General features: G+C 37.0%; 12 protein-coding genes. 7 read left to right on the forward strand and 5 right to left on the reverse strand.

Going from position 1 to position 13,327, the window contains the following annotated elements:
- The first annotated feature begins 11 nt into the window (after nt 1-11).
- Nucleotides 12-1,505, forward strand: coding sequence for a GMC oxidoreductase (locus BC008_RS20485; protein WP_027846004.1), 1,494 nt, complete (start codon nt 12-14; stop codon nt 1,503-1,505).
- Nucleotides 1,506-2,323: 818 nt separating this feature from the next.
- Here the strand turns inward: BC008_RS20485 and BC008_RS20490 are convergent.
- Nucleotides 2,324-3,859, reverse strand: coding sequence for a SagB/ThcOx family dehydrogenase (locus BC008_RS20490; protein WP_027840252.1), 1,536 nt, complete (start codon nt 3,857-3,859; stop codon nt 2,324-2,326).
- Nucleotides 3,860-5,031: 1,172 nt separating this feature from the next.
- Here BC008_RS20490 and BC008_RS52145 point away from each other — a divergent pair.
- Nucleotides 5,032-5,166, forward strand: coding sequence for a hypothetical protein (locus tag BC008_RS52145; RefSeq protein WP_268768238.1), 135 nt, complete (start codon nt 5,032-5,034; stop codon nt 5,164-5,166).
- Between the two features lie 91 nt (nt 5,167-5,257).
- Entirely contained in the window at nt 5,258-6,253 is a 996-nt protein-coding gene (gene ilvC, locus BC008_RS20500) for a ketol-acid reductoisomerase (RefSeq protein WP_027840254.1), read from the forward strand.
- Nucleotides 6,254-6,358: 105 nt separating this feature from the next.
- On the opposite strand, the gene BC008_RS20505 is transcribed toward ilvC, so the two are convergent.
- On the reverse strand, nt 6,359-6,586 hold the full coding sequence (locus BC008_RS20505) for a hypothetical protein (protein WP_058183799.1): 228 nt from the start codon (nt 6,584-6,586) through the stop codon (nt 6,359-6,361).
- Between the two features lie 333 nt (nt 6,587-6,919).
- Nucleotides 6,920-7,231: a hypothetical protein gene (locus BC008_RS20510; RefSeq protein ID WP_027840255.1), complete on the reverse strand. Its 312-nt coding sequence runs from the start codon at nt 7,229-7,231 to the stop codon at nt 6,920-6,922.
- 107 nt (nt 7,232-7,338) lie between these two features.
- Here BC008_RS20510 and BC008_RS20515 point away from each other — a divergent pair, with 107 nt between their 5' ends.
- The 3 genes from BC008_RS20515 to BC008_RS20525 all read left to right on the forward strand — a co-directional run bounded on the left by BC008_RS20515 (nt 7,339) and on the right by BC008_RS20525 (nt 9,201).
- The gene (locus BC008_RS20515) at nt 7,339-7,677 is read left to right on the forward strand and encodes a winged helix-turn-helix transcriptional regulator (protein ID WP_027840256.1); all 339 of its coding nucleotides are present in this window, start codon (nt 7,339-7,341) and stop codon (nt 7,675-7,677) included.
- 145 nt (nt 7,678-7,822) lie between these two features.
- Nucleotides 7,823-8,650 carry an EndoU domain-containing protein gene (locus tag BC008_RS20520; RefSeq protein ID WP_407657068.1) on the forward strand — a complete coding sequence of 276 codons (828 nt, stop codon included), beginning with the start codon at nt 7,823-7,825 and terminating at the stop codon, nt 8,648-8,650.
- A complete protein-coding gene (locus tag BC008_RS20525; protein ID WP_027840258.1) occupies nt 8,647-9,201 on the forward strand; it encodes a GNAT family N-acetyltransferase in 555 nt (184 codons plus the stop codon). Before BC008_RS20520 ends, BC008_RS20525 begins: the two co-directional genes overlap by 4 nt.
- Before the next feature lie 145 nt (nt 9,202-9,346).
- Here the strand turns inward: BC008_RS20525 and BC008_RS20530 are convergent, their stop codons facing one another.
- Both BC008_RS20530 and BC008_RS20535 read right to left on the reverse strand, forming a co-directional pair.
- On the reverse strand, nt 9,347-10,219 hold the full coding sequence (locus BC008_RS20530) for a tetratricopeptide repeat protein (RefSeq protein WP_027840259.1): 873 nt from the start codon (nt 10,217-10,219) through the stop codon (nt 9,347-9,349).
- Nucleotides 10,220-10,480: 261 nt separating this feature from the next.
- Nucleotides 10,481-11,161 carry a single-stranded DNA-binding protein gene (locus tag BC008_RS20535; RefSeq protein WP_027840260.1) on the reverse strand — a complete coding sequence of 227 codons (681 nt, stop codon included), beginning with the start codon at nt 11,159-11,161 and terminating at the stop codon, nt 10,481-10,483.
- 660 nt (nt 11,162-11,821) lie between these two features.
- On the opposite strand from BC008_RS20535, the gene BC008_RS20540 reads away from it, so the two are divergent.
- Nucleotides 11,822-13,153 (forward strand): ABC transporter ATP-binding protein, encoded by a 1,332-nt coding sequence (locus BC008_RS20540; protein WP_027840261.1) that lies wholly within the window; start codon nt 11,822-11,824, stop codon nt 13,151-13,153.
- The last annotated feature ends 174 nt before the right edge of the window (nt 13,154-13,327 follow it).

A 13,327-nucleotide genomic window follows, 5' to 3' on the forward strand; every position in this document is an offset into this window, starting at 1 on the left:
AAGGAGAAATCATGATTATCGATGACCAATACTACGATGTAATTATTATCGGTACCGGTGCAGGTGGGGGTACATTAACCCGCAAACTAGCATCCACCGGGAAAAAAATCCTTGTGTTAGAACAGGGAGAATTTTTAGAAAAAGAAAGCTCAGAATTAGTTGATGTGGAAGTTTTCAAAAAAGAAGACTTTCATGCACCGGAACAATGCTACGACTGCGATGGAGAACCTTTTCCTCCCCAAGCAAGTTATTCTGTTGGTGGAAATACAAAGCTTTATAGCGGCGTACTACAACGAATGCGGGAGAAAGATTTTGAGGAAATTCAACATCAAGATGGTATTTCTCCCCAATGGCCGTTTAAATATCAAGATTTTGAACCTTACTATACAGAGGCTGAGAAACTCTATCGCGCCCACGGTCAAAAAGGTGAAGACCCTACAGAACCTCCCCACAGCGAAGATTACCCATTTCCTGTAGTTGATAGTCAACCCCAAGTTGAGGAGATTTGTCATAGCATTTCCCAACAAGGTTTGCATCCCGCTTACCTTCCCATCGGAATTGGAGACCAAGGACGAACTGACTCAGAAGATACGGGGGTAACTCCAGCGATCGCAATCAATAACAACGTCACACTCAAAACTTCTGCAAAGGTTGTTTGTCTGCACACTAACCCTTCGGGAAAAGTAGTCAAAGCCGTACAAACAGAAATTGGTGGACGCTCCTACCTTTTCATGGGGGATATTATTGTTCTTTCCTGTGGTGCAGTTAACTCCGCAGCTTTATTATTACGTTCGGCAAACGAAAAACACCCCCAAGGTCTTGCAAATAGTTCTAATTTAGTCGGACGAAATTTAATGAAACAATTAATGACCGTGGTGGTACAACTTACCCCAACATCTAATTCTGGATTGTTTCAAAGAACCCGTTATATTAATGATTTTTATTGGGGCGATAAAGATTTTTCTTACCCAATGGGTCATATTCAAAATTCAGGTGGGATTTTGCAAGATGTAATTTTTTCTGAGTCACCACCGATTTTATCTATTGCTGCTAAATTAATGCCAGGATTTGGGTTGAAACAATTAGCTAAACGTTCAATTGGTTGGTGGTTGCAAACTGAAGATTTACCAAGACCCAAAAATCAGGTGTATTTACAAAATTCCAAACTCCACATAAACTACACCCCTAACAATACTGAGGCACACGATCGCCTAATTTATCGTTGGATTGATGTACTCAAAGCTGTGGATAAAAATCGACAGAATATCTATCCCCGTGGCGAAACACCCATTCAAGTATTAGCCCATCAATGTGGTACCTGTCGGTTTGGAGAAAACCCAAAAACTTCAGTTCTTGACCTCGATTGTCGAACCCACGATCTAGATAATCTTTATGTTGTAGATAGTAGTTTCTTCCCTTCTAGTTCTGCAACTAGTCCCGCATTAACAGTTATTGCTAATGCTTTGCGAGTGGGAGAACATTTGATTGAAAGGTTAAAAGGTTAATTAATGGTAATTGGTAATTGGTAATTGGTAATTGGTAATTGGTAATTGGTAATTGGTAATTGGTAATTGGTAATTGGTAATTGGTAATTGGTAATTGGTAATTGGTAATTGGTAATTGGTAATTGGTAATTGGTAATTGGTAATTGGTAATTGGTAATTGGTAATTGGTAATTGGTAATTGGTAATTGGTAATTGGTAATTGGTAATTGGTAATTGGTAATTGGTAATTGGTAATTGGTAATTGGTAATTGGTAATTGGTAATTGGTAATTGGTAATTGGTAATTGGTAATTGGTAATTGGTAATTGGTAATTGGTAATTGGTAATTGGTAATTGGTAATTGGTAATTGGTAATTGGTAATTGGTAATTGGTAATTGGTAATTGGTAATTGGTAATTGGTAATTGGTAATTGGTAATTGGTAATTGGTAATTGGTAATTGGTAATTGGTAATTGGTAATTGGTAATTGGTAATTGGTAATTGGTAATTGGTAATTGGTAATTGGTAATTGGTAATTGGTAATTGGTAATTGGTAATTGGTAATTGGTAATTGGTAATTGGTAATTGGTAATTGGTAATTGGTAATTGGTAATTGGTAATTGGTAATTGGTAATTGGTAATTGGTAATTGGTMATTGGTAATTGGTAATTGGTAATTGGTAATTGGTAATTGGTAATTGGTAATTGGTAATTGGTAATTGGTAATTGGTCTTTTTATTACTTATTACTTATTACTTATTAGTTTTTACTTATTACTTGTTACTTATTACTTATTACTCATTACTCATTACTCATTACTCATTACTCATTACCAACAAAATTAACGGGGACGTCCCAATGTCGTAATATACAAAACTACTTCATCGCCAGGAATACCTAAGACTTCATTGACCTGGTCGTCAAAGAAACCACCAATTCCACTCACACCCAAATTCAGGTGGATTGCAGCTAAATTAAGTTTTTGTCCCAAATGACCTGCATCCATATGCAGATAGCGGTAAACGCGATCGCCATATAACGAAACAGCCGTTTTTAGATCGGCAGTATGGAATAAAGCTACCGCAGCATCACGTCCTAAATTTTGTCCCAGACAAAGAAAATGTAATTCTCGACGGAAGTTTTTAAAGCGGATTTGTCTTAATTCTTGTGCTTTTGGGGCGTAATAGTAGCACCCTGACTCCAATCCTTCCACACCAGAAACAGCAATAAATGTCTCTATTAAATTCAGGTCGCAATAATCGGGGGAAATATCTAAATTTTGAGCCGTATAATTTTGTGGCTGGTAAGTAAAATCTAGCAGAGCTTTAAGTTCGTCAAGTTTTAAATTATCACCACTGTAAGCACGGGTAGAACGACGCTTAAGAATAGTATTTTCCAAACCTGTAAGTTTTGTAGACCAATTGATAGGTTGTGTTGTAGCGGTAGAAATTTTTTGACAGAAAGGAAAATTATATTTATCCTCCGAAGGATTTTCTTTTTTGACAAAAGATGAATCAGTTTTATCCGTTTTACTTTCTGGGATACAAGTAGCCTGATGAAAATAAGTTAATAATTCTCCATCAGGAATTTTAGGATAATCTGTTTCAGTTGCTGAGGACAGAGAAGTTTTGGATACCGGTAAATGTTGGTTGCTATCGAGTAAATCTGCTAAGGGAATAACTGCAGTTGTACCTTCTTGACTCGTGTCGAGATACAGTATTTCGTTTACTGCTTCATCAGCAAATCCGGCAATTAGGTGTGGACGATAATCATTCATCGCACTTGCCAGTTCGATATTACCCAATAAATGTCCAGTATCGAGAAAGATTCGCCGATAAGCCCTATCTTCATAACGCCACGCCGAACGGTAGAAAACAGCAGTTACAATAATTGCAAGTTCGGTTTTTTCTAAAGCCTCATGCTGAAAACAAGCTTGTTGTAAAGATTGCCAAACATCACTTTCCCAATAATGCATGAGGGAATGATTGCGAGATTGATAGTTATACAATCCGGGTGGTAATAATCGCGTTCCACGGGATACTAGATATACTTCTGCTGGATATAAACCTCCAGCACTGGGGGCAGCACGCAAGTATACAGCACTACCCATGGAAGGCATTCTGGCAGTTACTCCATAACTACAATGAAGTAACCGCGATAACCTCCGCCACCATAATTCATCAGGTCGATCCAACAACGCTTCTGGTTGTTCTTGAAGATAAGATTTCAGATCGAAAGACGAACCAATTTTGTATTCTTTAAACGGTACTGGTTGTTTTGACCAGTCCAAACCTTGATTCTTTGCAGCTATAGTTTGCGGATCGTACTTTGTCCGCTCGTGATAATGCTGCGCAATAGAAAGGCGTAATTCTGGCATAAGAGTTCAAATACGCGTCTGGTACATATCTTGGCATTCATTAGCCTTATCATTTCGTTAGAATTAGCACAAACTGCCAATAATGGTAGTGTATGATTCCCAAATGATATTTGCACTCAGCGTTAAAAAGTAGCATTTTAAATATAGATGGGCTTTCCTGTCATCTGCCAAAATTTTAGCTTGAATTTACAAATACACAAGTGCTTTGTATTTGTTAATACTCCACTTCTGAAAGTAGCATATAGGATTCATCGCACAAGTAACGTTAATAGGTCTTAGTATTTGAACTTTTGAGTTCTAACTGCTGAATTCTAACTGCTGAATTTGAATTATTTTTTTGAACTATTTTAAGGACAGTATCTTAAGAATAATAATTTATTAGAGAATAGTATGTGCCTACTCTTTAAGTTATTGAACTTTTGGTGGGCGAAAAATCTTGTTGAAAACTGTTAAACAGTTAGTAGCACTGTAAGTTTGCAACAGATATGGAAACCCAATATTCACAGAAAATTTTTAGCACCCCCATTGTCATTGGTTTGAGTACAACATTTGTATCTGTACCGATACATCAGGGGTCTATAAAAATCTAAATCTATAAACTCCTTAGTTCTTCGTAAATCTCAATGTTATTACCTAACGTTGACGATTTTCTAGATACAAATAAGCCTAATTTCAGCAACATAGCCTAAATAATAACGAGTTTGATGCGTAGTATTAAATCTTACCGCGAAATCTTGTATCACCCCTTGCTCCTTGATTGGGGTTGGTTTCTTGCTTTTTTTCTAATGTGTGTTTTTAATGGTTGGTTATTAAGAGTAGCCGAAGCAGGGTGGTATTTACTAGCTTTGTTTGTTGTCTTTCCTTTATTCTTTACGTTTGGTCTTGTTTTCAAGAATAATCTGACACTAATAACTTCTCTCATCCTTCCCCGTCTACTTCTCGCAGTAACTCTTTGCTTTTTTGTTAAATTCTCTGATGTTCAATTTTCAGGAGTGACACCTTTTACGAGCGCACTTTTTTGTATAAATCTCATTTTTTTTGGCTTCGTAGTATACTTTGTAGCACGAACAAGAGGGATCCTAGTTCCTGCGGTAATAGTCACGTTAGCAATATTCCTATGGATTTCAATTGGTTGGGAAGTGGTCTTTGACTTAGTGTGGTATTGCAATTTTATGATTACCGTTAACAAAGCAGGAAGAAAGCTACGCCAAACTTTTGATAGCTTTTTCGCTGCAATGATAGCTCTTACAGGAAGTGCTGGATTGGGAATATCTCTGGGTTGGATTGCAGCGAATTTTAAGCTATAGAGTTTTTACAATTATCGGTTAAGACCTGATTTTGCGGTAGAATCATACCCTTGCAATGATATCAGGATGCTTGCTGACAGGAGAAGCTTCTATGGCTCGGATGTATTACGATGAAGATGGAAATTTAGACCTTTTAGCTGAAAAAACTATTGCCATCATTGGTTTTGGCTCTCAAGGTCACGCTCATGCTCTCAATCTCAAAGATAGTGGCATGAATGTCATTGTGGGGCTTTATCCTGGGAGTAAGTCGGCGAAAAAAGCAGAATCTGCAGGTTTAACCGTCAAAAATGTGGCAGATGCTGCAGCTGCTGCTGATTTTATTATGATTCTTTTGCCAGATGAGGTACAAAAAACTGTTTACCAACAGGAAATTGCACCCCATTTAAAAGAAGGAAATATCATCGCTTTTGCTCACGGTTTTAATATCCATTTTGGTCAGGTGGTTCCACCGGATAATGTTGATGTGGTGATGGTTGCGCCTAAAGGTCCCGGTCACTTAGTTCGTAGAACTTACGAGCAAGGACAGGGAGTTCCATGTTTATTTGCAGTTTATCAGAATGCTAGCGGACAAGCACGCGATCGCGCGATGGCTTATGCGAAGGGTATTGGTGGTACTCGCGCAGGTATTCTAGAAACTACTTTCCGTGAAGAAACCGAAACAGATTTATTTGGCGAACAGGCTGTTCTTTGCGGTGGTTTGAGTGCTTTAATTAAAGCCGGATTTGAAACTTTAGTAGAAGCAGGCTATCAACCAGAATTAGCTTACTTCGAATGTTTGCACGAAGTAAAACTAATTGTTGATTTGGTCGTTGAAGGTGGATTGGCGCAAATGCGTGATAGTATCTCCAATACGGCTGAATACGGGGATTATACTCGCGGACCTCGCATTGTGAATGACCAAACAAAAGCCGAAATGCGGAAAATTCTCTCAGAAATTCAATCCGGTCAATTTGCACGAGAATTTGTGTTGGAAAATCAATCTGGTAAACCTGGATTTATCTCTATGCGTCGTCAGGAAGCGGAACACCCAGTTGAAGAGGTGGGTAAAGATTTGCGGGCGATGTTTAGCTGGTTGAAAAAAATGTAGAATTTTACCTCCACATCCAATTCGAGAATATCGATAAATAACTAAATTATCCAATTAATTTGATTTTGGTAGGAGTATCATATCGCTCCTACCTTTGGATATTTTTTAGTTTGTGCTTGTATCTTTTTCTAGTTTCTCCAAAGCTTTCCTGGTACGTTCGTGGGGTTTTTGTTTCGGTTGCCAAGCTGGGAATAAACCAATAGTAAATTTGTTTATAGTTGTCCGAGTATTGTAGCTAGCAGTTTTTAAGGGTTCTGGTAAAACTGAATCGCCGAGAGCAGTAAATAATAAAAAAGCTAACATTAATAGGAAAATACTGGGTTTTATATTCATTTTTTATGTTTTATTTTTGATTTAAAGTTATTTTTGATTTAAAGTTATTTTTGATTTAAATTTATTTTGGTTTTAGGTTACCCAGGTTATTTGAAAATATGTCGTTTTCGGAAATATAAACTTTTTTAGCTTGGTGGTATGCAGAAAGTGAAGCAAATCAAAACATAACAATTGGCTGTATTTTTAGACTACGCCCCCGAAAAATAATATATTTGTGAAAATTTGGATTAAAAAAAGGCAATTCACCATAGGTGTTCAGTTTAAGAAAATGAGAATACCTATTTAGAATAAGCCTTTCCAATTCAACTTGATTCACAAGCTGTTTTTCACTAACTATTGCTCAAACTCTGAAATGATAGCTCCGTGACACAAAGAGATTGCAGATGTAAGCATCATGTCCACCCAGTCTTTAGCTTGTGGATCAGCCATTATCACCTTAGCTGCTTTCTGAGCTTCTTCCAAAGAATTCCACCAAACCAGATCGACCCACTCTAAGTCTTCAGACTTTACAGTTGTACGTTTGATATATCCAGGCTGCTGTTTAATTACCATTTCATGCACCTTTTTGTCTTCAACTAAAAAGTCTGCATCTGCAATTCCATTTCTTAATTTAAACTTAGCTATTTCTACAACCTTTGTACTCATAAAATTAGTTTTTTCATTTGTAGCTAAGTGAATTCTTGTCTTTACAACACTTATTGTCAAGTACATACTTATTAGTATGTTACTATAGTAAAAGTAAGTATCGTAATATGTTTACCGTAGCTAGTAAAGAGTATGGGTGTCCCTTGCAGCTTGCCCTGGATACTATTTCTGGTAAATGGAAAGGAATTATAATTTGGTTTCTTTTGGAGAATGAAGCTTTAAGATTTGGCGAGATTAAAAGAAAGGTGAATGAGAATTCAGTAAAGAGTATCTCTGAAAAAATGTTAATTCAGTCTTTAAAAGAATTAGAGCAAGCAGAAATAATCTCGCGCGAAGTATATAATGTTGTTCCTCCAAAGGTAGAGTATTCTCTTACTGAGAGAGGTAAAAAGTTAAAGAATGTAATTGCCGAGCTAGAGAAGTTTGGTGCTCTGTATAGTAAATGATTTTTACCTCCCTTTCCACTTATTTTTAACCCGGAAAGCTAGCTTATTAGTTAACTACAGTTGGTACTGATTTCGGTTGTCTTCGTAAACCAAGATTGCCATTTTTTTGGCACTCACTAGCAGTAAGTATAAAATAAAACTTGCAATGTCACTGCGAAAACACATGCTCAAGTTATTAACTATTTTGCTCTTCCTTTTACCTTTTGGTTTAAGTAACCCGGTCAAAGCACAATCGCAGAACACAAAACTTTTACCATTTTTCGATAATGTCAATAACCCTGTTCCCGTAGGCTTTCCTCGGGGACAAAATTTAGATATTTCCCCTCCTGCACCCAAGCTAAATTCCTTCGACCTAGCGGTACTCAGAACCTGTGGAGCAATTGGAACACGAGTCAAACCCGAACGCTTTAAACAACTTTTATCTCAGTACCCAGATGTAGTAGAAAAACTCCAGCAAGTAACTGATGGTGAGTTACGTCCGGGTCGCCGTAGTCAATCGGAGTTTATCAATGACCTCACCGATATTTGGTTTAAACGTAAAGGTTTTGAACATATATTTTGTGGCGAAATTTATAACCAAAATGATATTGGTGGCTTGCATTTTTACGGTAGATATTTGCAACTGCAACAAGAAGGAATCGGTGGAAGATTGCCAAAAAATACTCGAAGACAGGAAGTTGTTCCAGGTATAATTTACACAATGGGTGTGGTAATTAAGCAAAAAGATCGCACTATCACAGATGTAATAAAAGGTTACGGCTATTTGAGTAACGCCTTAGAAATTCTTTTGGACGTAACCCAAATTCATAAACTTCAGGGAAAATCTGAAGGTGCGTGTATTTACGAGGTTCGAGACCGCAATACGGGACAAACCTTTCCAGCTGTATTTGTTAGAAGAGAACAAGCAATAATTACTTTTTATCCAGATGCGACTCCCAAAGGAAGACAATGTAAAACAAACAGCAAAATATGATCCTAGAGACAGAAAGACTGCTGCTGCGTGAATTTGTAAAAAGTGATATTCAAGAAGTTTTAACTTATCAATCTGACCCGTTATATCTACGTTACTATCCTTGGGTACAGCGTACAGAAAAGGATGTTCGTGATTTTATTGAGACATTTATTATTCAACAAAGTCATCAACCAAGAACTAAGTTTCAGCTAGCTATTATTCTCAAAACAGAAAATCGACTTATAGGTAACTGCGGTATTCGGATTAATGATATTCAACAAAAAGAAGCAAATATTGGTTATGAATTAAATAGCCAATACTGGAGAAATGGTTATGCGACTGAAGCTGCAAAAACTATTTTGCAATTTGGTTTTCAAGAATTACAAATGCACAGAATTTGGTCTTGGTGTGTTGCTGAAAATACAGCTTCAGCAAGAGTATTAGAAAAAATTGGTATGTGTAGAGAAGGACATCTACGAGAAAAAGAATTTATCAAGGGTAGGTGGTACGACCAGTTTATTTATGCAATTCTTTACCATGAATGGATCTCACAATTCGATGTTACAAAATAGTGAGAGGGGAAACCTAAAGCAAAACTTCTCACCTCTCCAGTTAGGATTTTAATAACATCTGCAAGAATAAGAAATTTGATTACCAATGACTTGTGATTATGAACTGAGATTCTTCAATTGATGTTGAGAAATGAAAATAACAAATCTAAGTTCTGTTCAAGCTTATACTTGCAATTAGCTCCTGAAATTCTTTACTTGCTTCAATAGCATCAAAATCTGAATCTGTTTGAGCAAAACTCAGAAATTGTGCAGGACTAATGTGAAGAGCTCGCTCTAAATAATCAAGTGCTAAATATTTTTTACCTTGCAACGCCGCACAGCAAGCACAGTTATACCAAGCATATTCATCTTCTGGATTCAGTTTTACTGCTTTTTGGTAACTTGCGATCGCGTCTTGATAACGTTGGAGAAATCTAAAGATATCTCCCTGCTTATAATGACTCCAAAAATCATCCGGACGAATTTCTAAAGCGCGATCATAACTGACTATTGCTTGATCATATCGACCCAATTTTCTCAAAGCATCACCACGTCGAAACCATCCCCAATAATCATTGCTGTAGCTAGATAAAGCTCTGTTGTAACTGGCGATCGCTTGTTCGTATTTACCTAAATGTCTTAAAGCATCCCCAAGGCGAAAACAAGCCCAATAGTCATGTTTACGAATAGTGAGGGCGTTCTCAAATGCTGAAATTGCTCGTTCAAATTCGTCTAAATCTTCCAAGAAGATACAACCTTGATTGTATCGACTCCAATAATCATAAGGACGCAATTCTAAAGCATTCTGAAAACTAGTAATTGCTTCGTCGTAATATCCTAATTCCCGCAAAGCGCTACCTCGGTCGTACCATAACCAATACTCATCAACGCCATTGGCTACGGCTTGATTGTAGCAAACTACTGCTTCTTCATAAAATCCTTCCCGCTCCAGATTTTTACCTTCTTGATACCAAGAATAACGATCTTGATCGATTTTAGGTAAACTACCTTCCATATTAACAGGACTAGCTTCAACCATATTCAATTCCCCTAAATAGTTATCCTCGCTACAAAAAAGTATATTCTTTTTTTGTTTGAACGACAGTCAGAGATAATTTTAGGATGCATCACATCACAGAAAGACCCCTGTTGTCCTACTTAAAAAGGAATTATTAACCTCTGAAATTATACGAGATAAGGCTTCTCTTGCTTAGATATATTTCCTAATCAGCTTAGAAGCCCTATTCCCTCAGATAAAATATGGGACTTAAACAAGCCGGGAAGTAATTAAAAATAATTATTAAGGTTTAAACTGCTTGACTCCTTCCCAAGCAGAATTTACTTCTGACTCAAAGGAGTCTGTTAAAGAATGTCCCCAACTGCTTCGAGAATGAATCGGACGCATGAATGGGATATCATCAACGTCTGGTTCTGTCATTGCAGGATAAGTACTTGGTTCATAATTTGGAGTAGGAGAAGCTGCAGGTTCAAAATTTGGTTGTGGAGTATTCCCAAAGTTATTATTTCCTGGACTTGGTGTTGCAGCTGGTACCGGACTATTAAATGTTGGTTCGGGAGATCTGGTTTCGAAAGATGTTCCAGCAGGTTGCGCTGCAAAACTAGGATTTGCAGTTGTCGCCGGTATAGTTTCCATGGTTGCAGCCGCGCCAGTATTTACAGCGGAACTTAAGGGATAAATACGTTGGACTGTAAGTTCAGCCCGTTTTTCCTTAAAGCCTTCAGGACGTTGGAATGTACTCATACTCAAACGTCCTTCTAAGATCACCCGATCACCTTGATGATAATTTTGTTGGATCTCTTTGGCTGTATTACGCCAAGCAACCACTTTTAAATTAGATGGACTTTCTCCTTCTCGCACGGATGTAAATTGCACCATCATCTCCATTATTTCTAAGTTATCGGAGGTATAACGTAGTTGCGGTGGTTGAATAATTTCCGCCATTAAAATACAACTATTCATAACACTAGCCCTATTTTGAAATTGATTTGTACCAGTTCCTTTAAGCCACTTACTACTCTCAAGAGAGGGTTAAGTATGGAAAATTAATAATTTCTCCAATGCTCTTAACCTAACAAAAGCGGATATTATTGTACGAAAAAACATTATATTATTCCTTTTTTGTTATTTTCTTTTGTGATTTTTTTTAACATCAACGCTTAAAATCCATACAATGCTTTCAGTACAATAGTACTATTTTAGTTTAAATACTTCGCTTATACAAAACAAGATACAAATTCGTAGCCGTTCGTAAGTAGGATTTACTGAATAAGTCCTCGGGCGCTATCTATTCCTCTCCTGATTTCTGACTTCTGACAGAAATTGTTTATCAATAAAATCTTTTACTAAAAAATTATACAGCTTGCAAATTTCTATTACATTATGGTAATCCTATGCTCTAGGGTCTACTTTTAAAAGATATCAATGGTTTCCTTAGTATCTTGACATCAGAGATAAATTTACATTCAAAAGTAAAAAATATATCACAGCTATAGCGATTATAATCAGTAAAATTAATTGATTAGTGGTTATTGATTATTCTTTGCCAGCCATACGTACTGTTAACTATTTTTAGTGATAATTAACTAATGTTCGAAAGCTAAAAAATTATCTTAAATTCTTGTGGCGCAAGTTATTTTAGAAAATATTTACAAAAGTTTTTCCCGACGCGACAGCGAAGCTAGTTTTTCCCCATCTGCCTCTCAAGCTCTGGTAAAGCGTAACATAGGTTATTCAGACAATGGTCGTAATAACAACATCCATGTATTAAGACGTATTAATTTATCAGTAGCCGATGGGGAATTTATGGTCTTACTCGGTTCTTCTGGGTGCGGTAAAAGTACTCTTCTACGTCTGATTGCCGGATTGGAACCGATCGCAAGCGGTAATATTTGGGTAGGGAAGGATTTAGTCAATAATCTACCTGCTAGAGAAAGAGATATTGCGATGGTCTTCCAAGACTATGCTCTTTATCCCCATATGACAGTCTTTGATAACATAGCCTTTGGTCTCAGACTTAAGGAAAAACCTGAGAACCTTCAGTCTTCAACAAATTTTTGGCAAAATTTACTGTCAGGTGGAGTAAAAAAAATACCCAACGAATTACACCATAATTCTAACCAAGAAAAATTCATTACAAAAAAAGTTTATGAAGTATCCCAACTACTACAAATAAAGGAATTATTACATCGATTTCCCAAAGAACTATCTGGAGGACAAAAGCAAAGAGTTGCATTAGGAAGAGCGATCGCGCGCAACCCTCAAGTATTTTTGATGGACGAACCACTTTCTAATTTGGATGCAAGATTGCGAGCAGAAACCCGCGCCCAAATAGTTAAGCTACAACGTCAATTAGGAATTACAACTATTTATGTGACTCACGATTGCACCGAAGCAATGACAATGGGCGATCGCATTGCAATTTTAGATCGCGGACAAATTCAGCAAGTAGCCCCCCCACTGGAAATTTATAACCGTCCAGCAAATTTATTTGTAGCAGAGTTTATTGGATCGCCACCGATGAACTTTATCCCTGTAACTTTTCGCGCACCGTTATTAATCACTCATGGTGATTTTCGTATGACTTTACCGGCGATATGGGAAAATGCCTTACAAAAATATGATGGATGCAGCTTAATTTTGGGTATTCGTCCGGAAAATTGGAGCATTGGGGTACCTGCGACCAAAAATTTGCCAGTAAGGGTCGAATTAGTCGAAAATCTAGGAAATGATGCTTACATTTCTCTTAAACTTTTACTTTTAGACTCTCCAGAACCTAATTTTTCCAGAAGAAATAATTTGCTACAAGCGCGAATTTCTCCAGAGCGCATACTTCAACTTGGTGAAGAAGTTTGGTTGTCAATAAATACTGAAAAAATTCATTTCTTCGATCCTGAAACTGAATTAGCAATTTTTCCTAGAAGTCGTTCTCTATCTTTGCCATTTGAAAGCTAGGATTTGGTTCAATATTCAGATATTTTGAACTACATTGTCAGGAAAAATTTTCCCCATCCTTTGCTCTATTCAGAGAAAATTAACATGCCCGAACGCACACACTTTATGCAATTAACTCCAGTTTTAATGTTAAAAATTCAAGCTATTTATTACTTAAATTCAGATTCCTTAATC

The sequence above is a fragment of the Mastigocoleus testarum BC008 genome, from assembly GCF_001456025.1.
In the GTDB taxonomy this organism is placed as follows: Bacteria; Cyanobacteriota; Cyanobacteriia; order Cyanobacteriales; family Nostocaceae; genus Mastigocoleus; species Mastigocoleus testarum.

What these genes read in the sequence shown, in the direction of transcription:
- BC008_RS20485 (WP_027846004.1), top strand. Translation starts at nt 12, where the DNA reads ATGATTATCGATGACCAATACTACGATGTAATTATTATCGGTACCGGT.
- BC008_RS20535 (WP_027840260.1), bottom strand. Translation starts at nt 11,161, where the DNA reads ATGAATAGTTGTATTTTAATGGCGGAAATTATTCAACCACCGCAACTA.
- ilvC (WP_027840254.1), top strand. Translation starts at nt 5,258, where the DNA reads ATGGCTCGGATGTATTACGATGAAGATGGAAATTTAGACCTTTTAGCT.
- BC008_RS20505 (WP_058183799.1), bottom strand. Translation starts at nt 6,586, where the DNA reads ATGAATATAAAACCCAGTATTTTCCTATTAATGTTAGCTTTTTTATTA.
- BC008_RS20530 (WP_027840259.1), bottom strand. Translation starts at nt 10,219, where the DNA reads ATGGTTGAAGCTAGTCCTGTTAATATGGAAGGTAGTTTACCTAAAATC.
- BC008_RS20520 (WP_407657068.1), top strand. Translation starts at nt 7,823, where the DNA reads ATGTCACTGCGAAAACACATGCTCAAGTTATTAACTATTTTGCTCTTC.
- BC008_RS20510 (WP_027840255.1), bottom strand. Translation starts at nt 7,231, where the DNA reads ATGAGTACAAAGGTTGTAGAAATAGCTAAGTTTAAATTAAGAAATGGA.
- BC008_RS20490 (WP_027840252.1), bottom strand. Translation starts at nt 3,859, where the DNA reads ATGCCAGAATTACGCCTTTCTATTGCGCAGCATTATCACGAGCGGACA.
- BC008_RS52145 (WP_268768238.1), top strand. Translation starts at nt 5,032, where the DNA reads ATGATTACCGTTAACAAAGCAGGAAGAAAGCTACGCCAAACTTTTGAT.
- BC008_RS20515 (WP_027840256.1), top strand. Translation starts at nt 7,339, where the DNA reads ATGTTTACCGTAGCTAGTAAAGAGTATGGGTGTCCCTTGCAGCTTGCC.
- BC008_RS20525 (WP_027840258.1), top strand. Translation starts at nt 8,647, where the DNA reads ATGATCCTAGAGACAGAAAGACTGCTGCTGCGTGAATTTGTAAAAAGT.